The 24999-nt window shown below is 72.9% G+C and carries 19 protein-coding genes; 12 read left to right on the forward strand and 7 right to left on the reverse strand.

Annotation, left to right across the window (positions count from 1 at the left end):
- Nucleotides 1-100: 100 nt before the first annotated feature.
- Nucleotides 101-1348 carry a nucleotide sugar dehydrogenase gene (locus tag ACWGI6_RS29585; protein ID WP_453270343.1) on the reverse strand — a complete coding sequence of 416 codons (1248 nt, stop codon included), beginning with the start codon at nucleotides 1346-1348 and terminating at the stop codon, nucleotides 101-103.
- Nucleotides 1349-1570: 222 nt separating this feature from the next.
- Between ACWGI6_RS29585 and ACWGI6_RS29590 the strand changes: the two genes are divergently transcribed.
- Complete coding sequence (locus ACWGI6_RS29590; protein ID WP_453270344.1) at nucleotides 1571-3277, forward strand: glycerol-3-phosphate dehydrogenase/oxidase; 1707 nt, start codon at nucleotides 1571-1573, stop codon at nucleotides 3275-3277.
- An 18-nt stretch (nucleotides 3278-3295) separates the two neighbouring features.
- Here the strand turns inward: ACWGI6_RS29590 and ACWGI6_RS29595 are convergent, their stop codons facing one another.
- Nucleotides 3296-4531 carry a serine hydrolase domain-containing protein gene (locus tag ACWGI6_RS29595; RefSeq protein ID WP_453270345.1) on the reverse strand — a complete coding sequence of 412 codons (1236 nt, stop codon included), beginning with the start codon at nucleotides 4529-4531 and terminating at the stop codon, nucleotides 3296-3298.
- 189 nt (nucleotides 4532-4720) lie between these two features.
- On the opposite strand from ACWGI6_RS29595, the gene ACWGI6_RS29600 reads away from it, so the two are divergent.
- Together ACWGI6_RS29600 and ACWGI6_RS29605 are read left to right on the forward strand one after the other, a co-directional pair.
- Nucleotides 4721-6844, forward strand: a complete 2124-nt coding sequence (locus ACWGI6_RS29600) for a protein kinase domain-containing protein (protein WP_453270346.1) — start codon at nucleotides 4721-4723, stop codon at nucleotides 6842-6844.
- Between the two features lie 227 nt (nucleotides 6845-7071).
- The gene (locus ACWGI6_RS29605) at nucleotides 7072-9342 is read left to right on the forward strand and encodes a protein kinase (RefSeq protein WP_453270347.1); all 2271 of its coding nucleotides are present in this window, start codon (nucleotides 7072-7074) and stop codon (nucleotides 9340-9342) included.
- Nucleotides 9343-9487: 145 nt separating this feature from the next.
- On the opposite strand, the gene ACWGI6_RS29610 is transcribed toward ACWGI6_RS29605, so the two are convergent.
- Complete coding sequence (locus ACWGI6_RS29610) at nucleotides 9488-10675, reverse strand: winged helix DNA-binding domain-containing protein (protein ID WP_453270348.1); 1188 nt, start codon at nucleotides 10673-10675, stop codon at nucleotides 9488-9490.
- A gap of 37 nt (nucleotides 10676-10712) precedes the next feature.
- Nucleotides 10713-12248 (reverse strand): AMP-binding protein, encoded by a 1536-nt coding sequence (locus ACWGI6_RS29615; protein WP_453270349.1) that lies wholly within the window; start codon nucleotides 12246-12248, stop codon nucleotides 10713-10715.
- Between the two features lie 131 nt (nucleotides 12249-12379).
- On the opposite strand from ACWGI6_RS29615, the gene ACWGI6_RS29620 reads away from it, so the two are divergent.
- The 3 genes from ACWGI6_RS29620 (at nucleotide 12380) to ACWGI6_RS29630 (ending at nucleotide 15487) form a co-directional block, all read left to right on the forward strand.
- Nucleotides 12380-13534, forward strand: coding sequence for an acyl-CoA dehydrogenase family protein (locus ACWGI6_RS29620; RefSeq protein WP_453270350.1), 1155 nt, complete (start codon nucleotides 12380-12382; stop codon nucleotides 13532-13534).
- 7 nt (nucleotides 13535-13541) lie between these two features.
- Nucleotides 13542-14528: an acyl-CoA dehydrogenase family protein gene (locus ACWGI6_RS29625; protein WP_453270351.1), complete on the forward strand. Its 987-nt coding sequence runs from the start codon at nucleotides 13542-13544 to the stop codon at nucleotides 14526-14528.
- A gap of 473 nt (nucleotides 14529-15001) precedes the next feature.
- Complete coding sequence (locus ACWGI6_RS29630) at nucleotides 15002-15487, forward strand: ATP-binding protein (protein ID WP_453270352.1); 486 nt, start codon at nucleotides 15002-15004, stop codon at nucleotides 15485-15487.
- Nucleotides 15488-15827: 340 nt separating this feature from the next.
- On the opposite strand, the gene ACWGI6_RS29635 is transcribed toward ACWGI6_RS29630, so the two are convergent.
- Nucleotides 15828-16754 (reverse strand): cyclase family protein, encoded by a 927-nt coding sequence (locus ACWGI6_RS29635; protein WP_453270353.1) that lies wholly within the window; start codon nucleotides 16752-16754, stop codon nucleotides 15828-15830.
- Between the two features lie 108 nt (nucleotides 16755-16862).
- On the opposite strand from ACWGI6_RS29635, the gene ACWGI6_RS29640 reads away from it, so the two are divergent.
- The 4 genes from ACWGI6_RS29640 (at nucleotide 16863) to ACWGI6_RS29655 (ending at nucleotide 21704) form a co-directional block, all read left to right on the forward strand.
- Complete coding sequence (locus ACWGI6_RS29640; protein ID WP_453270354.1) at nucleotides 16863-17771, forward strand: SDR family oxidoreductase; 909 nt, start codon at nucleotides 16863-16865, stop codon at nucleotides 17769-17771.
- Between the two features lie 228 nt (nucleotides 17772-17999).
- Entirely contained in the window at nucleotides 18000-19193 is a 1194-nt protein-coding gene (locus tag ACWGI6_RS29645) for an acyl-CoA dehydrogenase family protein (protein ID WP_453270355.1), read from the forward strand.
- The gene (locus tag ACWGI6_RS29650) at nucleotides 19190-20260 is read left to right on the forward strand and encodes a Zn-dependent alcohol dehydrogenase (protein WP_453270356.1); all 1071 of its coding nucleotides are present in this window, start codon (nucleotides 19190-19192) and stop codon (nucleotides 20258-20260) included. The genes ACWGI6_RS29645 and ACWGI6_RS29650 overlap by 4 nt, the downstream gene beginning before the upstream one ends.
- A 97-nt stretch (nucleotides 20261-20357) precedes the next feature.
- Nucleotides 20358-21704 carry an MFS transporter gene (locus ACWGI6_RS29655; protein ID WP_453270398.1) on the forward strand — a complete coding sequence of 449 codons (1347 nt, stop codon included), beginning with the start codon at nucleotides 20358-20360 and terminating at the stop codon, nucleotides 21702-21704.
- Between the two features lie 39 nt (nucleotides 21705-21743).
- Here the strand turns inward: ACWGI6_RS29655 and ACWGI6_RS29660 are convergent, their stop codons facing one another.
- Nucleotides 21744-22376, reverse strand: coding sequence for a flavin reductase family protein (locus ACWGI6_RS29660; RefSeq protein ID WP_453270357.1), 633 nt, complete (start codon nucleotides 22374-22376; stop codon nucleotides 21744-21746).
- Between the two features lie 203 nt (nucleotides 22377-22579).
- On the opposite strand from ACWGI6_RS29660, the gene ACWGI6_RS29665 reads away from it, so the two are divergent.
- Nucleotides 22580-23173 carry an RNA polymerase sigma factor gene (locus tag ACWGI6_RS29665; RefSeq protein ID WP_393907431.1) on the forward strand — a complete coding sequence of 198 codons (594 nt, stop codon included), beginning with the start codon at nucleotides 22580-22582 and terminating at the stop codon, nucleotides 23171-23173.
- On the forward strand, nucleotides 23170-23835 hold the full coding sequence (locus ACWGI6_RS29670) for a hypothetical protein (protein WP_453270358.1): 666 nt from the start codon (nucleotides 23170-23172) through the stop codon (nucleotides 23833-23835). Before ACWGI6_RS29665 ends, ACWGI6_RS29670 begins: the two co-directional genes overlap by 4 nt.
- 149 nt (nucleotides 23836-23984) lie before the next feature.
- Here ACWGI6_RS29670 and ACWGI6_RS29675 read toward each other — a convergent pair whose 3' ends face one another.
- Entirely contained in the window at nucleotides 23985-24902 is a 918-nt protein-coding gene (locus ACWGI6_RS29675; protein WP_453270359.1) for an enoyl-CoA hydratase/isomerase family protein, read from the reverse strand.
- Nucleotides 24903-24999 lie beyond the last annotated feature (97 nt).

Here is a 24999-nt window from a genome sequence, read left to right on the forward strand (position 1 = left end):
CCCGGCCCCCGCCCAACCACCCCCCGCCGGAGGCGACACGCGGCCCCCGCCCAACCACCACCCCCGCCGGAGGCGACACGCCGGAGGCGACAACGTGCGGCTACAAACGATGCGCGGCACCGGTAGGAGTCGCGCCCCTGGTGTCCAGGAGCAACTGCGCCTTCACGGCCAGCCCCTGGAGGTCATACGTGCGATGCGCCTGCAACAGCACCGTCAGGTCCGCGGCGGCAGCGGCCTCGTAGAGGGAGTCGGCCCGTGGGACCGGGCGGTCGAGGACGTTCCACTGGGGGACGTACGGGTCGTGGTAGGTCAGGTGCGCTCCCAGTTCCATCAGGCGGGAGGCGATCTCGCGGGCCGGTGAGCCTGCCTGGTCGGTGATGTCCGGCTTGTAGGTGACGCCGAGCAGCAGTACCCGGGCGCCGCGGGCGGACTTGCCGTGTTCGTTGAGGAGGGTGGCGCAGCGCTGGATGACGTAGCGCGGCATCCGGCCGTTCACCTCCTGGGCAAGCTCGACCATGCGCAGCGGGTGGCCCAGGGAACGTCCCTTGTAGGAGAGGTAGTTGGGGTCGATGGGGGCGGCGTGGCCGCCCACTCCGGGGCCGGGGCGGAAGGACTGGAAACCGAACGGCTTGGTTTCCGCGCAGCGGATGACGTCCCACAGGTCGACGCCGATGTCATGGCAGAAGACCGCCATCTCGTTCATCAGGGCGATGTTGATGTGGCGGTAGTTGGTTTCCAGGAGCTTGGCGGTCTCGGCCTCGCGGGGGCCGCGGGCGCGTACGACCTTGTCGGTGAGGCGGCTGTAGAAGGCGGCGGCGGCCTCGGTGCAGGCGGGGGTGAGGCCGCCGATGACCTTGGGGGTGTTGGCGTAGCGGTGGGTGCGGTTGCCGGGGTCGTGGCGGCCGGGCGAGCAGGCGAGGTGGAAGTCGCGGCCGGCGGTGAGGCCCGAGCCCTCTTCCAGGAGGGGGCGCAGGAATTCCTCGGTGGTGCCCGGGTAGGCGGTGGATTCGAGGATCACCGTGGTGTGCGGGCGCAGTTGTGCGGCCAGTGTGCGGGCGGCGTCGGCGAGGGCGGTGAGGTCCAGCGCGCGGTCCTCGCCGAGCGGCGTGGGCGCGCAGAGGACGGCGGTACGGACCCGGCCGAGGGTGGTGGGGTCGGTGGTGGTGCGGAAGCCGGCGGAGAGCAGGCGGCGTACTTCGGTGGCCGACAGCGGCCCGTCGGCGCCGGAGAGGGCGGCGGTGTGCGGGTCGGGGTCGTAGCCGATGGTGCCGATGCCGGCGGTGGTGGCGGCCTGGGCGAGGGGGAGGCCGAGGTGACCGAGTCCGATGACGGCGAGGTCTGCGGGCATGCTGCGGCCGTCCTTCCCGAGCGACTGCGAATGACGTGTGCGCGTGCGTCAGTGGATGGCGATGGCGCATAAATAGACTAAGCGGATATTTGACCCAGAATAGGGATTGATGGATCAAGGCGGCGGGGTGTTGTCGCCGGGAGCGGAGGGTGGATAGCGGAAAGCAGCGCGGACAGAATCGACGGACGGGGGGTGTGGCCCCGATCACAGCGGGAGGCAGCGGTGAAGACAGCGATACTGGGACCGGCGCAGCGGGCCGAGGCGCTCGCCCGAATGGCGGAGCGGGAGCTGGACATTCTCGTGGTCGGCGGCGGAGTCGTCGGCGCGGGGACGGCTCTGGACGCGGCGACCCGCGGCCTGTCCACCGGACTCGTCGAGGCGCGCGACTGGGCCTCGGGCACGTCCAGCCGGTCGAGCAAGCTCATCCACGGCGGTCTGCGGTATCTGGAAATGCTGGACTTCTCGCTGGTGAGAGAGGCGCTGAAGGAGCGGGGGCTGCTGCTGGAGCGGCTGGCGCCGCATCTGGTCAAGCCGGTGCCGTTTCTGTATCCGCTGCAGCACAAGGGCTGGGAGCGCTGGTACGCGGGTTCCGGTGTGGCGCTGTACGACGCGATGTCCATCTCGTCGGGGCACGGCCGCGGGCTGCCCCACCACCGGCATCTGTCGCACCAAGGGGCCCTGCGGGTGGCGCCCTGTCTGAAGAAGGACGCGCTGGTCGGCGCGCTGCAGTACTACGACGCGCAGATGGACGATGCGCGCTATGTGGCGACGATGGTGCGGACCGCGGCCGCCTATGACGCGCATGTCGCCAACGGCGCGCGGGTGGTGGGTTTTCTGCGCGAGGGCGAGCGGGTGGTCGGCGCGCGGGTGAAGGACGTCGAAGGCGGCGGCGAGTACGAGATCCGGGCGCAGCAGATCGTCAATGCCACCGGGGTGTGGACGGATGACACCCAGGCGCTGATCGGTGAGCGCGGGCAGTTCCATGTCCGTGCGTCGAAGGGAATTCACCTGGTCGTCCCCAAGGACCGGATCCATTCGACGACCGGGCTGATCCTGCGGACGGAGAAGAGCGTGCTGTTCGTCATCCCGTGGGGGCGGCACTGGATCGTGGGGACGACGGACACCGAATGGAATCTGGACAAGGCGCATCCGGCGGCCTCCAGCGCGGATATCGACTATCTGCTGGAGCATGTGAATGAGGTGCTGGCGACTCCCCTGACCAGGGACGATGTGGAGGGTGTGTACGCGGGGCTGCGTCCGCTGCTGGCCGGGGAGTCGGATGCCACCAGCAAGCTGTCGCGGGAGCACACCGTCGCGCATCCGGTGCCGGGGCTGGTCGTGGTCGCGGGCGGCAAGTACACGACGTACCGGGTGATGGCGAAGGACGCGGTGGACGAGGCGGTGCACGGGCTCGACCAGCGGGTCGCGGAGAGTGTCACCGAGGACATTCCGCTGGTCGGGGCCGAGGGCTACAAGGCGTTGTGGAACGCGCGGGCCCGGATCGCGGCGCGCACCGGACTCCATGTGGCGCGCATCGAGCATCTGTTGAACCGGTACGGCTCGCTGGCCGAGGAGCTGCTGGAGCTGGTGGTGGCCGATCCTTCACTGGGCGAACCGCTGGCGGCCGCGGACGACTATCTGCGGGCCGAGGCGGTCTACGCCTGTACGCACGAGGGCGCCCGCCATCTCGACGACGTACTGACCCGGCGCACCCGCATCTCCATCGAGACCTTCGACCGGGGCACCCGGAGCGCCCGCGAGGTGGCCGAGCTGATCGCGCCCGCGCTGGGCTGGGACCACGACCAGATCGAGAAGGAGGTCACGCACTACCAGAAGCGGGTCGAGGCGGAGCGCGAATCCCAGCGGCAGCCGGACGATCTGACGGCGGATGCGGCGCGGCTGGGGGCTCCGGACATCGTGCCGCTGTAGGCCGGTGGACCGCGGGCGCTAGGGACGCCGTGCCGCGCAGAACTCCGCGGTCAGCACCGCCGTGCCGTGCGCCGGGTCGGGCAGGGTGTCGGTGTTGACGCGGTAGCTGATGATCCGGCGGCCGTCGGCGGTGCCTGCGGTCCGGGCGTAGGAGCCGTTGATGTCGCCGTTGTGGCCCCAGACCGTGACGCCACAGGGCAGCCTGGTCGCGTACAGGCCGAGGCCGTACGCGCCGCCGGTGCCCTTCTCGTTGCGTATCTGGGCCATCTGGCGCGGCGCCAGGAACGCGCCGTCGAGCAGCGCGGAGAAGAAGCGGTTGAGATCGCCCAGGGTGGTGACCATCTCGCCGGCCGCGCCCGCCCGGCTGGGGTCCAGGGAGGTGGCGTCCACCCGCCGGTCACCGGCCCGGGAGTACGCGCGGCCGTGCGGCCTGGGCAGCACCGGGTCGGTGCCGGGAAAGGAGGTGTGGTCGAGCCGGGCGGGGACGAGGATGCGGCGGCGGATCTCCGTGGCGTACGGGTTTCCGGTGACCGCCTGGATGACCAGGCCGAGCACGAGGTAATTGGTGTTGGAGTAGGCGTACCGGGTGCCCGGTGCGGCCACCGGCGGGTGGCTGAGGGCGATCCGCAGCAGCTCGGCCGGGGTGTGGCTGTCGTAGCGGTGGGCGCCGAACCCCTTGCCGAAGAGCTGCTTCGAGAGCCGCGGGTCCTGGGTGTAGTTGAACAGGCCACTCGTATGGTCCAGCAGCTGGCGGATCGTCACCCTGCGTAGCTCGCTGCGGTCGCCGTCCCCCGCGGCCGGTACGCCGGGCGGGAGGTGGGCGGCGGCGCTGTCGTGCAAGGACAGCCTGCCCTCGGCGACGAGCTGCAGGACGACCGTCGCCACCAGGGTCTTGGTGAGGCTGCCGGCCCGGAAGTGGTCCTGCGGGCCCATCGTGCGGCCGCTGCGCAGATCGGCCACGCCGGCCGTGGAGTAGCGCGCGGCGGGGTACCCGACGCGGGTGGTGAGGGAGGCCGCGCCCGGGGCCCCGTCGTCGACCAGACGGTGCAGTGCATGCGTCGTGGTCGCGGGCGGCCGTTCGTGCGTTCCGCTCCCGAGGGGAACCAGGCGGGGCCGGCCGGTGCAGGCGGCCAGGGCGAGTACGGCCAGCCCGGCCAGGGCACCCGAACGGACCAGGGCGCGGCGGCGGCCGGCGACCGGTGGCACAGGGGTGAGCGCGGCGTTCGCGGCCGGGCGAGGCGAGCGCTTCGGCATCGGGACTCCCGTTCGTCGGGGCCATCATGACGGGTACGCGGTGTCGTCCGGCACCGACCCGGGCCTTCCGCATGGCTGCGGATGAGGGAGAATGAAGGCTCTGCCAGGGTGGGTTGTCCGAGTTGGGCCAGTTTGGTGATCGATGGGACGTCGAAGCTGCCAACTCGGCTGGATTGCAGAGGGGATTCAGTGGGCGACGAGGTCGAGATGGACGGCAAAGGGGGCAGGCTGCTCGCCGGGCGGTACCGGCTCGCCGATGTTCTCGGCCGGGGCGGCATGGGCACCGTTTGGCGGGCACGCGACGAGGTCCTGGGCCGTACGGTCGCAGTCAAGGAACTGCGCTTTCCGGGCGGGGTCGAGGAGGACGAGAAGCGTCGTCTGATCACCCGCACGCTGCGCGAGGCCAAGGCGATCGCCCGGATCCGGAACAACGGCGCGGTGACGGTCTACGACGTGGTCGACGAGGACGACCGCCCGTGGATCGTGATGGAGCTGGTCGAGGGCCGCTCGCTGGCCGAGGTCGTCCGCGATGACGGCCCGCTCACCCCGCGCCGCGCCGCCGAGGTCGGTCTGGTCGTGCTCGATGTGCTGCGCGCCGCGCACGCCGAGGGCATCCTGCATCGCGATGTGAAGCCGTCCAATGTCCTGATGTCCGACGACGGCCGGGTCGTGCTGACCGACTTCGGTATCGCCCAGGTCGAGGGCGACCCCTCCGTGACCTCGACCGGCATGCTCGTCGGTGCCCCCTCCTACATCTCCCCGGAGCGCGCCCGCGGACACAAGCCGGGCCCGCCGGCCGACATGTGGTCGCTGGGCGGTCTGCTGTACGCCTGTGTCGAGGGCGTTCCGCCGTACGACAAGGGCTCCGCGATCGCCACGCTCACCGCGGTGATGACCGAGCCGGTCGAGCCGCCGAAGAGCGCCGGTGCGCTGGAAGAGGTCATCTACGGCCTGTTGGTGAAGGACCCGGCGGGCCGGCTGGACGACGCCGGTGCGCGGGTGCTGCTGGAGGACGTGATCCACGCCCCCGAGGCGCAGGCGCCGGAGCCCCCGATGGACGCGACCCGGGCGATGGCGCTGCCGACGGTGCCCCGGGAGCGGGCGGAGCCGAAGCCGAAGCCCGCCCCGAAGTCGCGGGCGCCGCGCAAGCCGAAGCCCGCTGCCGCGCCGGCGGCCGGGAACGCGAGCACGTCCGGCGGTGGCAAGGCGGGCGCAGACACGTCCGCGGGAGCCAAGGCGGGCGGAAGCAAGGCGGGTGCCGCCAAGGCCGCCGCGGCGAGCGCGCCGGTGCGGACCGAGCGCCCGCGGAAGAAGGCGGCCGCCCCGACGGCCGACGAGGCGAGTGGTCCGGACCGTACGGACGCGGGCCGTGCGGGCTCGGCCGGCTCGGGCGTGGACCGTCCGGCGGGCGCCCGGCCCGGGTTCGACGCCGAGGCCGCCAAGGAGCGGGTGCGCGGCGCCCTGCGGTCCGTGCGCAGCGCCGCCGCCGCGGTGACGGCCCGTACGGACGCCGGATCGGGCGACGGCAGCCGTTCGCCGGCGCGCGCGTCGGTGACCGATGTCGTCCCGCGCCGGACACTGATCATCGTGGCCGTGGTCGTCGTCCTGGCGGTGCTGGGCACGGTCCTGGCCCTCGCACTGAGCGGTGACGACTCGGCGCGGAAGGGCGGCAAGTCGTCCGGCAAGCAGGACAAGGCGTCGTCCGCGAGCCGGGCGAAGCCCTCGACGGACGCGGCCGATGCGAGCGGGGACGCGGCAAAGGACAAGGCCGCGCCGAGCCCGCAGCCGCCGAACCTCACCCCGGCCGAGGACAACGGCGGCAAGGACGCCAAGGGTGACAAGGGCGGCAAGGCCGTGCCGGGCGGCTTCGCCGAGCTGTCCAACGGGAAGTTCCATTTCCGTATGGCGATGCCCAAGGGCTTCAAGCAGACCGCGACGGCGGGGCAGGGGTCCGGCGCCATATACAGCGCCTCGGGCGGCTTCCCGCGCATCCAGATCGACTACAACGCCAAGCCCGGCGCCGATGCGGCGGCCTCCTGGCGCAGCCTGGAGCCGGCCGTGCGCTCCTCCAGCGAGGACTACCACCTCATCGGCATCAAGTCGGTGAAGTGGCGGGGCTATCCGACCGTCGCCGACTGGTCGTTCACCCGTCGGCAGAGCGGCCAGAAGGTACGGATCCTCGACCGTGGCTTCAGGGCCGATGACCACCACGGCTACGCCATCATGATCACCTGCAAGGCGGATGCCTGGTCGGACAAGGCCTGCCAGCAGATGATCACGACCGCGTTCAAGACCTTCACGCTGAAGGACTGAGGGGGACCGGGCGACGGGCCCCGGGCACGGGACGGACGCGGAACGGAGAGGTCGCGCGTCGTTGCGCCGACCGGGCCGCAACCTCCGATGCGGGCACGTATCGTGAGACAACGAAGACCGTACGCATCCGCAATCGGCGGGAAGACGACCGGAAGTGACCGGAGGCGCCAGCGCCGACGGCGGCTCCGGCGCGACGGTAGACACAGCGCGCGCTGCGGGGAGGCGTCGTGGACGAGTACGCGGGAAGGGTGCTCGCCGAGCGTTACCGCCTGCCGTTGCGGCCCCTCGGCGACGACGATTTCACCGAGACCCGGGCGTTCGACACCTTCAGCGGCCAGGAGGTGCTGGTCCGTCAGGTGCCGCTGCCCGAGGTCGTCGAGGCGGAGGTCGTGGGGGCGGAGCCGGCCGGGCCGGTCGCGCGCGGCTCCGGTGGCGGCCGCTTCGGTGCCGCGCGGGTGACGGCGGGTGTGACGGCGGGGGCGGCCGACCGCAGTCCTCGGGATCCCGCCGTACGACGCGCGCTGGAGGCCGCGACCACCGCGGCCCAGCTGGCCGACCACCCCCGGCTGGAGCAGGTCTTCGATGCCTTTGCCCAGGACGGCAGCCTGTGGGTCGTCGCCGAACTCCTCACCGCCCGCCCGCTGTCCGCGCTGCTCGCCGAGCGGCCGCTGTCCCCGCACCGCGCCGCCGAGATCGCCGCGGATCTGCTCACCGCGCTGCGGGTGCTGCATGCGAACGGCTGGCTGCACCGCAACATCACCGCCCGTACGGTCCTGGTCTGTGACGACGGCCGGGCCATCCTGACCGGCCTGGCGGCGGGCGCGGCCCAGGAGGCGCTGTGCGGATACGATTCGCCCGCCGCGGCCGGGGCCCCGCAGCCACGGCCCGCGGCGGACGGCCCCGCCGCCGGTGAGCCCGCGGCGGACGGGCCCGCCGCCAAGACCTCGCTGACCAAGCCCGCATCCGACGGCGACACCACCACCACTGCATACGGGCGGCCCACCGCCGGGCTCGCCGCCGAGCGGGCGCGGCAGGCGCGGCTGACCGCCATCGGCCCGGTCACCGAGCGCTGGGCGCCGGAGCAGGCCGGGCCGGTGCACGAGAACTGGCAGTTGGCGCCGCCGGTCGGCCCGGCCACCGACCTGTGGGCGGTCGGTGCGCTGCTCTACCGGAGCGTGCAGGGGCAGCCGCCGTTCCCGGAGGACAGCGCCGTCGAACTGGCGCAGCTGGTCTGTTCACAGCCGCCCGCGGTCGCCGAGGAGTGCGGGGCGCTGCGTCCCGTCGTCGAGTCCCTGCTGCGCCAGGACCCCGCCGACCGGCCGGATTCCGAGGAGCTGAACGGCTGGCTGCGCTCGTTGATCCGTACGGCACCGGAGCCGGAGGCCGGCAGCGGGCTGGTGACGGTGCCGGCGTCGCAGAGCGCCGATCCGCGGCGGCTGCCGATCGTACGGCGCCGCGGGGAGCTCGTGCGGAAGGGGCGCCACAAGAAGCCCCGGACGCCCCGGCGCGCCCGGCCGCAGCCGGCCCCGGCCGCCGTCGGGGCGTCCGCCGCCGCGACCGCACCGCCCGTCCCGCAGGCACCGGGCCCGGAGCACTCCGCCCCGTTCGCTCCCGCGCCCCGTCCGCCCCGCCCCCCGAAGCAGCCCAAGCCGCTCCGGCAGCCCAGGCCGGCCCGGTCGGAGCGGCCCGCCGAGCCGTCCACGCCGCACGGGCGGAGCGCGAGCGCGGACCCGGATCCGTACGATCAGGAGTTGCCGGGCCAGGTCGGCCTGGAAGCCGCACCACGCCCGGCGCGTGCACCGCGCCACCTCGGCCGGCTGCTGCTCACCGCGATCCTGCTCCTCCTCGTCGGCGCGGTCATCTATGCGATGGCGTTCCTGCCCAAGTCCGGCCAGGACGCCAAGGACGGCGGGCGTGGCGCGGACCGTGCGGGCACCTCGGGCGCGGCGCCCGGCGCCAGCCCCACGCCGTCCGGCGACCGGGGGACCAAGGGGGACGGCGGCTCCCCCGGCTCCGGCGCGCCGCAGACCACCAGGCCGACGGGGGTCGCCAAGGGCTTCGAGGTCCGCACCGACCCCGAGGGTTTCCAGGTCGCGGTCCGCAAGGGCTGGCAGCGGCGCGGGGCGAACGACCGGGGCCAGGTGCGGTACGTCGGCGGGGACTTCGAGCTGGTGATCGTGCCCGGCCGCGACACGACGGCGCACTCCGGCACCGACCCGATGGCGTACATGCAGGACAAGGAAGCCGAGCTGGCGCCGTACCGCTCCTCCGGCTGGGCCTCGGCCTCCGGTCTGCAGCGGATCGACGTCGGGAAGACGGCGATGGCCGAGGGCACCTTCTCCTGGCGCGACGGCAGCGGCCGCGAGGTATATGTGCGGAACCTCGCGATGATCCACAAGGGCCGCTACCACCTCGTCCTCGTCATCGGCCCGGACAGCGGCCGGCACGAGGCGGACCAGCTGTACGAGCAGGCGACGAGCGCCTACCGCCCGAGCTGAGGCGGCCGGGCGGCGGTGGAGCCGGCGGTCGTCAGGCGCTCAACTCCTGTTCCAGCGGGGTTCGGAAGCGGGTGGGGCCGCCGGTCGTCACCTGATCAACTCCCGCTCCCGGCGGGGGCCCGGAAGCGGGTGCGTCCGCCGGTCGTCACGCGCTCAACTCCCGTTCCAGCGGGGTCCGGAAGCGCGGGGTGACGCGGACGTCCCCGACCCAGGCCGCCAGCCGGGCCGCCTCGTCCGTCACCGCCGCGGCGGCCTCGCTGCCGCCGTCGTCCGTCAGCAGCCGCCAGACGATCTCGCCGTTCGCGCGCTGGGCCCAGCCGCCGATGATCCGGCCGTGCCACCACACCGTCGGCCCGATGTTGCCGGTGCGGTCGAAGAGCTGCGGTACGTGGTCCGGGTCGAGGAACCAGTCGCGGGCCTTCCAGCCCATCGCGGTGGGGTCGAGGCCGGGCAGCAGGGCGGCCCAGGGGCCGGGTGCGGCGACCGGTTCGAGGTCGCCGGGCAGCGCCACGCCGGGGGTGCCGCCATCCAGGTCCACCTCTACGGCGCCGGTGGCGGCCAGCGCCTGCCGGGTGGCGGTGAGCGTCCAGCCCGTCCACCACTTGAGGTCCTCGACGGTCGCCGGGCCGTACGAGGCGAGCCAGCGGCGGGCGAGTGCGGCGCGCGCCTCGGGGGCCGGTGGCGCGGGCAGCTCGGCGAACGCGGTGCCCGGCGTCCAGCGGAAGGAGCTGCTGGTCCAGCCGCCGCGCGGCCGCCCGCGCCGGATACGGCCCTCGGCGGCCAGGGTGCGCAGGATCCGGCTGGAGACGGCGACGGTGGCCTGGTACGGCTTGCCGGGGGAGACCACGATGGTGTCGCGCAGGTCGGGCACCTCGGCGGCGAGTTCGGCCGCGGTCGCCTCACCGTGTGCGCTCAGCGCGGCCAGCGTCCTCGTCTCGACCTCGGCCAGCCGCCGCTCGTCCCACCCCGGGGCGCCCTCGATGAGCCACTTGACCAACCCCGCCCGCTCCTTGGCGGCGATCGCCTGCGCGGTGGAGGAGGCGACGACCGGTGCGAGCGCGGCACCGACCGCGAAGAGCGTGCGGCGCATGCACAGCAGCCGCACCAGCGACCCCTCGTCGTACAGCGCGCGCTCCACATCGGCCGGGTCCGGGTCGGCCAGCCGGGCGCAGGCCGCCAGATGGACGGTCGCCGGATCGCTGGCATGCAGCCCCACGACCGCCTCGGCAACCTCCTCCGTACGGGCCGCCCGGTACGCGGGCGCGAGCAGCTGCCGCCGCCCGAGGCGGGCACGGCGCCCGGCGGTGTCGATCAGGGGTCGGGAGTGACTCATGGGGAGACCGTAGGGGGTGGGTAGGACAGCGGGTGTCCTACCCGCCCGGGGCTTCGTCAGGTGCCCCGTCCGCCCCGAACCGCTCCCGCAGCTCCTGCTTGAGTACCTTGCGCAGGGTCGCCCCGCGCGGCAGGGCGGCCAGCACCTCCAGCTGTTCCGGGACTTTGTTCCGGGCGAGACCCTGGGAGACGAGGTGGGCCGAGACCGCGTCGAGCGTCAACCGTGCCGCTCCCGGCGGCTGTTCGACGACCGCGCAGACCCGTTCCCCGCGCTGTGCATCCGGCAGTCCGATGACCGCGGCGTCGGCCACGTCCGGATGCCGGTGGAGGAGTTCCTCGATCTCCTGGGCGGAGATGTTCTCGCCCTTGCGGATGATGATGTCTTTGAGGCGGCCGGTGATGACGAGGTGGCCGGTGGGGGTGAGGCGACCGAGGTCGCCGGTGGGCAGAAAGCCGTCGGCGTCGCAGTGGTCGGGCTCGTCGAGGTAGCCACGGCAGACGGCCGGGCCGCGCAGGGATATCTCGCCGGTGCCGGGGGCGATACGGATCTCCATGCCGACGGGGGGCCGGCCGTCGGTGGTGGCGAGGTGTTCGGGGCTGTCGTGCGGATCGCCCATGGTGACCATCGGGGCCTCGGTCATGGCGTAGCCATGGGTGAGTTGGCAGCCCAGCTCGGCGACGACCTCGTGGTACAGCCCGGGGGGTTTGGGCGCGCCGCCGCCGGCCAGCAGCCGCAGCGACGGCAGCAGCCGGCGCCCCGGTGGCAGCTTGCGCTGTTCGGCGAGGAAGAGGGAGTAGAAGGCGGTGGAGCCGCCGGCGACGGTGACGCGGTGGCGGCGGTAGGCGGAGAGGGAGCCGGGCAGCGCGAAGTGTTCCAGCAGGACGGCCGGGATGCCGTGCAGCAGGAGCAGGACGGTGTATTCGATGCCCGCGACGTGGGCGTACGGAAAGGCCATCGAGCCGATGTCGGTGGGGCCGAGCCGCAGTGCGTCGGCCAGGTGGCGGCCGGCCGTGCACAGGCTGTGATCGGTGTGCAGGACGCCCTTGGGGCCCGCGGTGGTGCCGGAGGTCCAGTGGATCCACCGGACCTCGCCGGCATCGGCGGGCGGCGGGGGCAGTACGGCCGGGTCGGCGTCGGGGAGGGTGTCGTACGACTCGATGACGGTGAGCGGGCCGGGCAGGCCGGCGGCCAGCCGGTGAGCCATCGCGCGGTGGTCGAAGCCGCGCCAGGTGCCGGGGACGGCGAAGAACGCGGCACGGGTGCGGACCAGCACCTGGCCCACCTCGTGGTCGCGGTAGAGCGGGACGACCGGGCTCTGGACTGCGCCGATACGGGCCAGGGCGAGGCTGAGCAGCACGGTCTCGATACGGGTCGGCAGCTGCCAGACGACCCGGCTGCCGGGCCGTACGCCCAGCTCGTACAGGCCGGCCGCGACCCGTTCCGCGCGCCGGTGCAGGGCGCCGAAGGTGATCCGCCGCTCCTGCCGGGCGGACCCGGCGCCCTGGATGAGGGCGGTGGCGCCGGGGGTGCGGCGGGCGCGTTGGGCGACCAGGTCCCAGAGAGTGCCGGTCATCCGCCCCTCCACAGATAGCTGACGATGTGTCAGATTTGATGCCGAGAGTAGAGGCCGGCGCCTTGTCGGTCCAGAGGGGCCGGGGCTAGCCTCTTTCTGACGGGCCATCAGAAAATGGCGAGGGGGCTGCGATGGACCTCACGTACTCACCGGAAGAGGAAGACTTCCGGGCCCGGCTGCGCACCTGGCTCGGTGAGGTGCTGCCGGGGCTCCCCGCGAAGCCCGCCGCGGCCGACTGGCCCGGCCGCCGGGCGTACGACACGGCCTGGCAGCGGATGCTCCACGACGCCGGATATGCGGGCCTGCACTGGCCGCGGGACGCCGGCGGGCAGGGCGCCACCCCCACCCAGCACCTGATCTTCCTGGAGGAGACCGAGCGTGCCGGGGCGCCCTACGTCGGCGCGAACTTCGTCGGGCTGCTGCACGCGGGGCCGACCCTCGCCGCCGAGGGCAGCGCCGAACAGCGCGCCCGCTGGCTGCCGCCGATCCTGCGCGGCGACGAGATCTGGTGCCAGGGCTTCAGCGAACCGGACGCCGGCTCCGACCTCGCCGCACTGCGCACCAGGGCCGTGCGCGACGGGGACAGTTACGTCGTCAGCGGCGCCAAGATCTGGACCTCGCACGCCGAGGTCGCCGACTGGTGCGAACTGCTCGTCCGCACCGACCCGGCCGCGCCCAGGCACCGGGGCATCAGCTGGCTGGCGATGCCCATGGACGCACCGGGGGTGACGGTCCGGCCGCTGCGCACCCTGGCCGGCTCGACGGAGTTCGCCGAGATGTTCCTCGACGAGGTGCGGGTGCCGGTCGGCAACCGCGTCGGCGCGGAGAACGACGGCTGGCGGGTGACGATGGTGACGCTGTCCTTCGAGCGCGGCACCGCCTTCGTCGGCGAGGTGGTGGCCTGCCGCCGGGTGCTCGGCGCGCTGGCCCGGGCGGCGCGCGCCAACGGCCGCTGGGACGATGCCGTGCTGCGCCGCAGGCTGGGCCGGCTGAGCGCACAGTTCACGGCGCTGTGGCGGCTGACCCAGTGGAATGTGAGCGAGGCGCAACGCGGCGGCGGCGTCCCGGGAACCGGCGGCTCGGTCTTCAAGCTGCGCTATTCGCACGTCCGCCAGGAGCTGTACGACACGGCGGCCGAGGTGCTCGGCGCCGGTGCGCTGGACGTGGGCCACGAGTGGGTCGCCGACCGGCTGTCGTCCCTCTCGTACACCATCGCGGCCGGTACCTCGCAGATCCAGCAGAACATCGTCGCCGAGCGGATCCTCGGCCTGCCGAAGGGGCGGTGACCGGGCCATGGACTTCCAACTCACCGCAGATCAGCGGGCGTTGCGGGACGGCACCCGCGAGCTGCTGGCCGGACGGTTCGGCCGGGACCGGCTGCGGGCCGCCGTGGGTGACCCGGCGCTGGACCGTGCGCTGTGGCGTGAGCTGGGCGCGGCCGGGTTCTTCGCGCTGCGGCTGCCGGAGGAGGGTGGCGGGGTGGGGCTCGGACTGCCGGAGGCAGTATTGGTCTTCGAGGAGACCGGGCGGGCGCTGCTGCCGGGGCCGCTGGTGGCGTGCCAGCTGCTGGCCGGCGTGGTGGACGGCGTCGCGGCCGGCGAGCGGACCGTCGGGCTGTGCGAGGCGGAGCGGGAGCCGGTGCTGTGGGAACACCCGGCGGACTGCGATGAGTTGATCTTGGTGGAGCGGGATGCGGGTCATGGCTGCGACGGACCCGGGGGCGCACAGGGGCGCACGGGCGGTGCATACCGGAGCGCGTCGGACCGGGTGGCCTGCGCCCCGTTTGCCTCCATCGACCCCCTCACCCCGCTCGCCCGCGTCATGGACCTGCCGCGCACCGAGCCCCTGGCCCTGGACGTCCCCCGGCTCCGCCGCGAGGCCGCGTTGCTCACCGCGGCCCAGCAGCTCGGCAGCGCGGCCCGCACGGTCGAGATGGCGGTGCGCCACGCCCGTGAGCGCGAGCAGTTCGGCGCGCCCATCGGCTCGTTCCAGGCGGTCAAGCATCTGTGCGCGCAGATGCTCGTACGGGCGGAAATCGCCCGAAGTGCGGTGTATGCGGCGGCGGTCACGGACAGTGTTCTCGACGTCACGGCGGCGAAGTTGCTCGCCGACGAGGCCGCGGTGGGCAACGCGCGGGATTGTCTGCAGGTCCACGGCGGAATGGGCTTCACATGGGAAGCCGATGTTCATCTGCACCTCAAACGGGCCTGGTTGCGGGCCGAGCGCTGGGAGGCGGCGCGCGAGGCGGAAGAACTGCTGGCGGCGGGCTTGATCGCCTGACGGTGGCGGCGCGAAGGCCGTTGCGGGGGTGTGCGGCGCCCGGCGATGTCGGACTCTGGCACCTCGTATGCGAAATGTCGGACTCGCCATGCAGAAGTGGTCACGGAGGGTCGATATCGGGTTGTGTCCTAGGCGTGACTCGTCACAGGGGGGAGTCGGCGTTCCGCTCGGGTACGCTCCGTTGGGTGCGAGTGGTTCTGAGGCGCAACGGACCCGGTGCCGTCGGAAAGACGGCTCCGGGGTACGGACTGCGCGCCGCTCGCCCTTGGGCGGGGCCGGATCGCCCCCCTTGTTCGACTCCCCGCAAAGTGCGTCGCACAGTATGCAGGACGCATACTCCCTTGCGCTGGAATATGCCCGAAGCGCTTGTTGGGGTGACTGAACGTCAACCATGCTGTGCTTCACCGGGGTCACGCACCGTGACTCCGTGGAGGCGCGAGGCGATGTTTCCGCCGGTTCGGATGGTGTGAGCGGTGCAGGTGCTTCAGGTGCAATTGGACGTACGGCCCGACCCCGCGGAGGTGGGCAGGGCCCGGCGGTGGGCCAGGTCGCGGCTCGTGGGTTCCGGTATAGGGGTCGACGAGCCACTTGCGGAGACACTGATCCTCCTGATTTCCGAGCTCGTCACCAACGCCGTGGTGCACACCGGCGCGGCGGCCGAGCTGCGGATGTGCTTCTCCGGATCGGGCGCCGTGGTCGGGACGGTCCGGGTCGAGGTGGTGGACGTCAGCGCCCGCCCGCCACGTCAGCGGCACGCCGACGGTGACGACACCAACGGCCGTGGCCTGGAGCTGGTCGACGGACTGGCCGACCGCTGGGGATGGCAGCAGGAGGGCGGCGGCAAGCGGATCTGGTGCGAGGTGGACCGCGGCCGGCCCCTGCTGTTGGCGGCAGGATCCGACCTGGGGGCCTACGAGCCCCCTCGCGCAGCGTCGCGCGCCGTGACGCATCAGGCGTGATCCGCTCAGATTGGCACAGAGGCATTGTTTTGCCGACGGGTGCGGCAAAACGGGCGTAACGAAATTAGTCCAGACCAGGTGTTGACGTGGCGTGCCCGGTTGATCACTCTTGGGTGGAGCGATGCGCCGCGAGGGGACGCCGAGGTCGTGGGGGGACCGGGATTCCGGTCCTGGCCTTGGCGAGTGCGGATCGCGGCCCGGTGGGGCTCCCCAGTGGCAACTGGGGATGGGTGGCGGTCCGCGGTGCCGTGCTCGGGGCGCGCATGAGCGCACCGCCACCCGGCCGGCCGGGCGCCGTCGGGCCGCCGGCCGTCAGGGCCGGCGGCCCGGAGCGGCCCGGTCAGAGGATCGCCACGGGCGCGACCGGCGCCCCGGATCCCCCGACGAACGGCTCGGCCATCGCGGACAGCAGGAACGCACAGCGCCCCGCCTCCGCGCAGGCCGTCGACAGCTCCTCCAGATTCCAGTTCTGGCCCTGCAGCATGCCCATCTCGACGAGATCGAGCGCATGCACCGGCATCCAGAGGTTCTCGATCTCCGGCGGGAAGATCTCGAAGGTCAGGGTGTCGTTGGCGACCGCCGCGACATCGCGGGCGTGGAACCACTCCGGGGTGCGCAGCGACAGGCCGGACGACGGGAACGCATAGGCCTGCCGGTCGCCGGCGAGGTAGTGCCGCAGCTGCCCGGTCCGTACGAGGGCGATGTCGCCGGCCCGCACCGTCGTCCCGGCCAGTTCCTCGGCGGCGTCCAGGTCCTCCGGCGTGACGGCGTACCCGCCGGGCAGCCGGTCGGTGCGGTGCACGCGGGCCACGTCCAGGAGGACCCCGCGGGAGACGATCGGGGTGGCCTTTTCGATGCCGAGGCCGGTGGCGCCGTGGTGTGCGGTGACCGAGTCGGCGGGGCGGTTGTTGTAGAGCCGCCCGGAGTGCGAGACATGGGCGAGGCCGTCCCAGTGGGTGGCGGCCTGGAGGCCCATGGTGACCGCGTCGTCCGTGGTCGCGACCGTGCCGGGGCCGAAGATCTCCTGGTTGATGGCGGTCATGGTGTGCAGCGGGTTGACCCGGCCGGGGATCATGCCGGTCTGTACGCCGTCCTGTTGGAGCGGGAGTGCGAGCGGGATGCGGTGGCCGCTGCGGACGCAGCCGACGGCCTCCCGTACGACCTGGTCGGTGATCAGGTTGAGGGTCCCGATCTCGTCGTCCGCCCCCCAACGCCCCCAGTTGTTCACGCGTTCGGCGATGTCGTGGAACTCCTGCGGCAGGGGCATGGGCCCTCCTCGGGATGGCTGGGTTCGGTACGCCCCGGGGTCTTGTGTTCGTACCGTGTCTGCTCAAAAATCTAACGGTCCGTCAGAAACTGTGGGAAGGGTCACGGCATGGGGAACTTCTTGGCCGACAAGGTGATCGCCGTCACCGGGGCGGGCCGCGGTATCGGGCGGGCGGTGGCTCTCGCCTGTGCGGAACAGGGCGCCAAGGTGATCGTCAACGACTACGGGGTCTCCATCGAGGGCGGCGAACCCAGCAGCGAGGTCGCCGAATCCGTGGTGAAGGAGATCGAGGCGGCCGGAGGCCGTGCGGCCGCGGTCGCCGACGATGTGTCCACCATGGCCGGCGGTCAGCGGATCGTGGACACCGCGCTGGCGCAGTACGGACGGATCGACGGCGTGGTGTGCGTGGCCGGGATCCTGCGGGAGCGGATGCTCTTCAATATGTCCGAGGCGGAGTGGGACCCGGTGGTCGCCACCCATCTGAAGGGGACGTTCACGGTCTTCCGGGCGGCGTCGGCCGTCATGCGCCGGCAGGGGTCGGGGACCCTGCTGGGCTTCACCAGCGGGAACCATCAGGGGTCGGTGTCCCAGGCCAACTATGCGTCCGCGAAGGGCGGGATCATCTCGCTGGTGCGGAGTGCCGCGCTGGGGCTGCACAAGTACGGAGTGACGGCCAATGCGGTGGCGCCCGTGGCGCGGACGCGGATGTCGGCGAATGTGCCGATGGAGCTGACGGAGATCGGTGAGCCGGAGGATGTCGCGGCGCTGGTCGTCTATCTGCTGAGCGACCGGGCCCGGGAGGTCACCGGGCAGGTGTACACGGTTGCCGGGCCGAAGATCGCCGTATGGGCTCAGCCGAGGGAGCTTCGCTCCGTGTACGCCGACGGGGCCGGCTGGACGCCGGAGCGGGTGGCGGAGGTGCTGCCGGGGTCCGTGGGGACCGACCCGATGCCGATGCTGGCGCAGCTGTCGGCGATGGCGAGCGCTGCGGCGGCGAAGGCGCGGCCCAACCGGTAGGAGGCTTGCGTACGTTGCCGGGGCGGCGGCGCGGCAACGCCGACGGGGTGGCTTTGCGTGTGTTGCCGGGTGCGGCGCCGTGGTGTTCCCGCTGCGCGGGGCTGTGGGTGCGGTGACGGGCCTCCGGGGCCCGGTGAGCGGTTACGTCCACTCACCAGTCCCCTCCGGCCCGTCCCCTCCCGTGAGTGGGTGGGGAAAGGCTTCGTGGGGCAGGCGTGGGAGGTCTTCGTGGACTTTGAGTTCGGGAGCGGGGATGGGGCGTTCCGGGCGGCGGCCCGTGACTGGCTTGGCTGTCATCTCGTGGGCGAATTCGCCGAGTTGGCGGGGCGCGGCGGCCCCGGAAGCGAGCACGAGGGGGCCGAGGAGCGGCGGGCGTGGGAGCGGGAGCTGGGGGCCGGCGGGTGGATCGGGCTCGGGTGGGACTGTGCGGAGGGGGCGTACGGGAACCGTGCGGCGAGCCTGACCCAGCAGGTCGTGTGGGCCGAGGAGTATGCGCGGGCCAGGGCGCCGGGGCGGGTGGGGCACATCGGGGAGAACCTGCTGGCGCCCACGCTGATCGCGTACGGGGACGAGGCGCAGCGGCGGCGGTTTCTGCCGGCCATCGCGCGGGGGGAGGAGCTGTGGTGCCAGGGGTACAGCGAGCCGGACGCGGGGTCGGATCTGGCGGGGCTGCGGACGGTGGCGGTCCGGGACGGTGCCGGCTATCGCGTCAGCGGACAGAAGATCTGGACGTCGCTGGCCATGACGGCCGACTGGTGCTTCGTGCTGGCGCGGACGGATCCGGCCGAGCGGCGGCACCGTGGGCTCTCGTTCCTGCTGGTGCCGATGGATCAGCCGGGGCGCATCGAGGTGCGGCCGATCCGGCAGATGTCGGGGACGGCGGAGTTCAACGAGGTGTTCTTCGACGGTGCGGTGGCCGGGCACGTGGTGGGCGGGGAGGGTGCGGGCTGGCGGGTGGCGATGGGGCTGCTGGCGCGGGAGCGTGGGGTGTCCACGCTCGTCCAGCAGATCGGGTTCGCGGCGGAGCTGGATGAGGTCGTCGGGACGGCGGTGCGCTGCGGCGCGCTGCGCGATCCGGTGCTGCGTGAGCAACTCATCCGCCAGTGGGCGGAGTTGAAGGTCATGCGGTGGAACGCGCTGCGGACCTTGGGGGCGGCCGGGGACGCCGGCGCACCGAGTGTGGCGAAGCTGCTGTGGGGCGGCTGGCACCAGCGCCTCGGGCAGCTGGCGATGCGGGTGCGCGGGGCCGCCGCGGCGCTGGGCCCCGCCGACTGGACCGCTCAGGCGCCGTACGAACTGGACCCACTGCAGCGGCTGTTCCTGTTCACCCGGGCCGACACCCTCTACGGCGGCTCGGACGAGATCCAGCGCAACATCATCGCCGAGCGGGTGCTCGGCCTGCCCAGAGTGGAGCGGATATGAGGGGCGTCATCTTCGACGGCGAGCAGCCCCGGGTCGTGGACGATCTGGAGGTGCGGGAGCCGGGAGCGGGCGAGGTGCTGGTCGGCATCCGGGCGGTGGGGCTGTGCCACAGCGATCTGTCGGTGGTCGACGGGACCATTCCGTTTCCGGTGCCGGTGGTGCTGGGGCACGAGGGGGCGGGGGTGGTCGAGGCCGTGGGCGCGGGCGTCGGCCATGTGGTGCCCGGTGATCATGTCGCGCTGTCGACGCTGGCCAACTGCGGGGCGTGCGCGGAGTGCGACCGGGGGCGGCCGACGATGTGCCGGAAGGCGATCGGGATGCCCCAGAAGCCGTTCCGGCGGGGCGATACCGAGCTGTTCAGCTTCGCGTCGAACTCGGCGTTCGCGGAGCGCACGGTCGTCAAGGCGGTGCAGGCGGTGAAGATCGCCGAGGACATTCCGCTGACGTCGGCCGCGCTGATCGGGTGCGGGGTGCTGACCGGGGTCGGGGCGGTGCTCAACCGGGCGCGGGTGGACCGCGGGGACTCGGTCGTGGTGATCGGGGCCGGGGGGATCGGCCTCAATGTGCTCCAGGGGGCACGGATCGCCGGGGCATCGGTGATCGTGGCGGTGGACGCCAACCCCGCGAAGGAGGCGGCGGCGCGGCAGTTCGGGGCGACCCACTTCATCGACGCGTCGGTGGTGACGGACGGCGTCAAGGCGGTGAAGGAGATCCTGCCGACCGGTGCCGACCACGCCTTCGAGTGCGTGGGCAGCACCCGGCTGATCCGGCAGGCCATCGATCTGCTGGACCGGCACGGCCAGGCGGTGCTGCTCGGTGTCCCGCCGGCCACCGCGGAGGCGTCGTTCCGGGTGTCGTCGATGTATCTGGACAAGTCGATCCTGGGCTGCCGCTACGGGTCGGCCCGCCCGCAGCGGGACATCGCGCTCTACGCCCGGCTGTACCGCGAAGGGCGGCTGCTGCTGGACGAGTTGGTGACGAAGACGTATCCGGTGGAGGACTTCGCGAAGGCGGCGGACGATGCGCATCACGGGCGGGTGGCGCGGGCGGTGCTGACCTTCGGGTAAGCGGCCTTGTCCGGCCTGGCCCGATCCTTTTGATCCCTGGCCTTCCGGCCACTCGTTCCTGCCGGGGGTGACGGACGAAGCTGCTCCGGTGAACCGCATACCCGAACTGCCCCTGCGTGCGGCGGACCCCGTTCCCGCTCCCGTACCCCGTCGGCGGCGCCCGCACCGGGCCTGGTCCGTCGCCGCCGTCACCTTCCTCACCATCATCGGCGCGGCCGGCTTCGCCTCCCTCCCCGGCCTGCTCGTCGACCCGCTGCACCGCGAGTTCCACTGGTCGCGCGGCACCATCGGCTTCGCGGTGTCGGTGAACCTCGCCCTCTACGGGCTGACGGCGCCGTTCGCCGCCGCGCTGATGGACCGGTTCGGTATCCGGCGGGTGGTCGCCACCGCCCTGACGGTGATCGCGGCAGGTGCCGGGCTGACCGTCTTCATGACCGCGGCCTGGCAACTCGTCCTCTACTGGGGTGTGCTGGTCGGCCTGGGCAGCGGGTCGATGGCGCTCGCCTTCGCGGCGACGGTCACCGGCCGCTGGTTCACCGCGCGGCGCGGGCTGGTCACCGGCGTCCTCACCGCGGCCGGCGCCTCCGGGCAGCTGATCTTCCTGCCGGTCCTCTCCTGGATCGTCGACCGGCACGACTGGCGCCCGGCCGCGGTGACCGTCGCGCTCGCCGCGCTCGCCGTCGTCCCCCTGGTGTGGCTGCTGCTGCGCGACCACCCGGCGGATGTGGGCCTCGCGCCGTATGGGGCCCAGGAGTTCCTCCCCAAGCCGCCGCCGCAGCGGGGCGCGGCCCGGCGCGCGGTGCGGGCGCTGGTCTCGGCGGCCCTCCCGCAGGGGCGGCTTCGGCCGGGCGGTGGGACCCCCACCGGTCCGTTCTGGCTGCTGGCGGGCACCTTCGCGATCTGCGGCGCCACGACGAACGGCCTGGTCAAGACGCACTTTGTGCCCGCGGCGCACGACCATGGCATGCCGATCACGGCGGCCGCCTCACTGCTCGCGGTGATCGGCATCTTCGATATCGCCGGAACCATTGCTTCCGGCTGGTTCACCGACCGCTTCGACCCCCGCCGGCTGCTTGCCGTCTACTACGGCCTGCGCGGACTGTCGCTGATGTTCCTGCCGCTGCTGCTGGCCGACACCGTCCACCCTCCGATGGTCTTCTTCATCGTCTTCTACGGCCTCGACTGGGTGGCGACCGTCCCGCCGACCATCGCCCTGTGCCGCGAGTACTACGGCGAGGACAGTGCGATCGTCTTCGGCTGGGTGCTGGCCGCCCACCAGGTGGGCGCCGCCCTGATCGCCTTCCTCGGCGGCCTGGCGCGCGACGCCTTCGGCACCTACAACCCGGTCTGGTACGCGTCGGGTGCGCTGTGTGCCGTCGCGGCGCTGATGGCCCTGGTCATCCGGCAGCGGCGCGTGGGGGAGGGGCGGCCGGCCGCGGCGTAGACCGCCGGTGGCTTGAGTGCGCGACCGCACCGGCCGCGCTCACGCACGGAGCTGCCCGAAGGCGCCCCGGTGGAAGAGGAGCGGGCCGCTCTCGGCGGCGGCCGGGTCCGTGCCGAGGGCGTCGACCCGGCCGACCACGATCAGATGGTCGCCGCCGGTGTGCACGGCCTGGACCGTGCAGTCGGTCCAGGCCGGAACGTCCGCCAGCCGGGGCGAGCCGGTCGCGGGCGCGGCCCCGTAGTGGACACCGGCGAACTTGTCGCCCCCGCTGACCGCGAAGCCCCGGCAGAGCTCGCCCTGTCCGGCGCCGAGGATGTTGACACAGAACACCCCGGCGCGGGCGATCCGCGGCCAGGTGGTCGACGTACGCGCCACCATGAACGCCACCAGCGGCGGGTCGAGGGAGAGCGAGGTGAAGGACTGGCAGGCGAAACCGGCCGGTCCCGGTTCCCCGGGGGACGTGATGACCGTGACGCCGCTGGCGAAGTGCCCCAGGACGGAGCGGAATTCGGCCGGTTCCAAGGGGGCGCGCTCGTCGTCGCGTACGGCCCGCAGCGCGGGGCGTGGAAGTGGCCCGGCGGGTGCGGTGGCCGGCGCGGCGGCCGTGGTGGGTGCGCCGACGGAGCGCAGGTACCGCACGGCCGTGGCCGCCATTGCAGCGTGTCCCATCATGGCTTTATTGAATCTGATGAAGCATCAGATGTGAAGGTGCGGGGAGCGGCGGCCACCCGCACGTGTGGTTTGCCGGGCGATCAGGGCCGATCTTGGGGGATTCGCGGGAGATTGAGGGGCGGATTCCTGATTGCGTGTCGCCCGCACGGGTAGCGTCCACTTCGGCCGCGTCCGTAGCCGAGCACGGGGGAGAGTTCCGGTACATGGCCGATGCGACATCGTCATCAGCTTCGTCTGCCGCGTCACCCACCTTCGACGAGGTCTTCTGCGGGCTGCTGCCCCGCCTCTATCGGAGGGCGGTGATGCTGGCCGGATCGAGACAGTCCGCGGAGGATGTGGTGCATGAGGCGTACCTCAAACTCGCCGCCCGTCCACAGCGCTTACTCGCCCATCCGGAGCCGTACGCCTACGCCTTCACCGCCGTGCTCAACGTCGCCCGTGACGCCTACCGCAAGGACCGGCGGCAGGTGCTGGTGGACGGGATGGACGGCGTCGAGGAAGCCGGTGCGGGCGGGATGGGTGGTGGCGCCGGTGCGGGGCCCGGTGTGGCGTCCGGCGGTTGGGACGGTGGGGTGGAGCGGCGGCAGGCCGAGATCGAAGCGGTGCGTCTGCTGGGGAAGTTGTCGCACCGGCAGGCCGGCATCGTCATCCTCGTCGACCTCGACGGCTACACCATCGACCAGGCAGCGAAGATCATGAAGGTGCACCGTGGCACCGCCGCCCGCCATCGCGCCCGTGCGCTGGACAGGCTGCGCGCCTACCTCGTTGAATCGGAGCACGGGCAGGCCGGGAGGTGAGCGGCGCAGTGGGCGTGGGGCCACGGTACGACGGCGGTGTGGGCGGAACGGGCGGCGGCGGCCGGGGTTTCGGCGGCGGCCGGGGCGACGGCGCCGGGGACGATGCCGAGGCGCTGCTGCGGGCGCGCCTACGGCTCGCGGACGAACAGATCGAGACACCGCCCGGTCTGTGGGACCGCATCAGGGAACCCGGCAGTGCGCCGGAGCCCGCCGTGGTCGCGCTGCCCCGGAAGCGGCCGTACGCGGTCGCGCTCGTGGTCGCGGCGGCGGTGGCCGCGGTGGCGCTCGGGGTGTGGTGGCTGGTGCGTCCCGGGCCCGTCACCCTGCAGCCGGCGGGGCCGTCCCCGACGGTGAAAGTCACGGTCTACAACAGTGAACAGGCCTGCCGCACGGGCCGCTCCCTGGAGTGCGCCTTGCGGCTGGCCCGGGACCCGCGCGCCGAATACGCCGCGCGCGGCAACTTTGCCGGCCGGGTCTGGCACGGCGATGACCTGGCCGCGCGCTGTGTGGTGACCGACGGACGGATGGTCCGCGACGAAGCGGGCATCACCTCCACCCGCTGGTATCTGGTCACCAGCGGGACGGGGGCGCGGGGCTGGCTGCCGGGGGTGCGGACGCGGAACACCCGTGAGGTGCGGGAGTGTGCGGCTGGGGCGAAGTAGGCGGTCCACGGGGGCCGGTGGGCGGCCCGCGGAAGGGCGGCGCCTACGAGGCATAGGGCGCCGGATCTTCGTCTTGCCCGTGCGCCGGGCGCGGGCCCTTCGTATCCGCTTCGTCTCCGCTTCGTCTCCCGTGCGTCCGGCGCGGCGGGTCACCGCCCCCGGTAGGCCGGGTTGCGCCGCTCCACGAAGGAGGCGACCCCCTCCTGTGCGTCCGCCGTCGTCATATTGATCTCTTGGGCGGTGGCCTCGGCCGCGAAGGCCGCGGCACGGTCGGCGTCGAGCGAGGCATTGACCAGCTGTTTGGTCAGGGCCAGCGCCCGGGTCGGGCCCGCCGCCAGCCGCTCTGCCCACTCCCGGGCCGTCTTTGCCAGCTCGCAGTCCAGGACGACTCGGTTGACCAGTCCCAGCCGTGCCGCCTCGGCGGCCGGTACCGCGTCGCCGAAGAACATCAGCTCCTTGGCGCGCTGCGGGCCGACCAGCCGTGGCAGGAGGTAGGCGCCGCCGCCGTCCGGGACCAGACCGCGGCGTACGAACACCTCGACGAAACGGGCCGATTCGGCGGCCAGCACCAGATCGCAGGCGAGCGCGAGATGGGCGCCGAGCCCGGCCGCGGTGCCGTTGACGGCGGCGACGACCGGCTTCTCGCAGTCCAGCACCGCCGCGATGAGGCGCTGGGCGCCGTCGCGGATCATCCGGGCGACGTCACCGGCGACCCGTTCACCCGACGACGGCGAGCCGCGGAGATCGGCACCCGCACAGAAGCCCCTGCCGGTCGCGGTGATGACCACGGCCCGTACGTCCGGGTCGGCCGAGGCGTCGGCGAGCCGGCCGATGAGGCGTTCGCGCTGCTCCCAGGTGACGGCGTTCATCGCCTCCGGCCGGTTGAGGGTGATCCACGAGACGCCGTTGTCAGTGGCGTGCAGTACCAATGAATCGACGGGGTCCGCGCGGTCGGGGGGATCGACACGGGCGGTGCCGTCGGCGGGCCGGCCGGGCCCGGCGGGCTTGTCGGGCCCGGCGGCGCCGTCGGCGGGGGGAACGGAACCGGGGGACGGTGAGGGCGTCATGGGGGAGCGGCTCCCAAGGGTGCGGTCAGGGTGTGGACGGCGGGGCGCGGCGTGGCGGGTGCCGGCGTGGTGGCTGACGGCGTTCGTGCGGGTGCGG

It is taken from the genome of Streptomyces sp. NPDC054786, from assembly GCF_053611685.1.

Coding starts and splice junctions, on each gene's coding strand:
- ACWGI6_RS29640 (WP_453270354.1), top strand. CDS start 16,863: ATGGGGAACTTCTTGGCCGACAAGGTGATCGCCGTCACCGGGGCGGGC.
- ACWGI6_RS29660 (WP_453270357.1), bottom strand. CDS start 22,376: ATGATGGGACACGCTGCAATGGCGGCCACGGCCGTGCGGTACCTGCGC.
- ACWGI6_RS29625 (WP_453270351.1), top strand. CDS start 13,542: ATGGACTTCCAACTCACCGCAGATCAGCGGGCGTTGCGGGACGGCACC.
- ACWGI6_RS29595 (WP_453270345.1), bottom strand. CDS start 4,531: ATGCCGAAGCGCTCGCCTCGCCCGGCCGCGAACGCCGCGCTCACCCCT.
- ACWGI6_RS29635 (WP_453270353.1), bottom strand. CDS start 16,754: ATGCCCCTGCCGCAGGAGTTCCACGACATCGCCGAACGCGTGAACAAC.
- ACWGI6_RS29620 (WP_453270350.1), top strand. CDS start 12,380: ATGGACCTCACGTACTCACCGGAAGAGGAAGACTTCCGGGCCCGGCTG.
- ACWGI6_RS29665 (WP_393907431.1), top strand. CDS start 22,580: ATGGCCGATGCGACATCGTCATCAGCTTCGTCTGCCGCGTCACCCACC.
- ACWGI6_RS29585 (WP_453270343.1), bottom strand. CDS start 1,348: ATGCCCGCAGACCTCGCCGTCATCGGACTCGGTCACCTCGGCCTCCCC.
- ACWGI6_RS29615 (WP_453270349.1), bottom strand. CDS start 12,248: ATGACCGGCACTCTCTGGGACCTGGTCGCCCAACGCGCCCGCCGCACC.
- ACWGI6_RS29610 (WP_453270348.1), bottom strand. CDS start 10,675: ATGAGTCACTCCCGACCCCTGATCGACACCGCCGGGCGCCGTGCCCGC.
- ACWGI6_RS29650 (WP_453270356.1), top strand. CDS start 19,190: ATGAGGGGCGTCATCTTCGACGGCGAGCAGCCCCGGGTCGTGGACGAT.
- ACWGI6_RS29675 (WP_453270359.1), bottom strand. CDS start 24,902: ATGACGCCCTCACCGTCCCCCGGTTCCGTTCCCCCCGCCGACGGCGCC.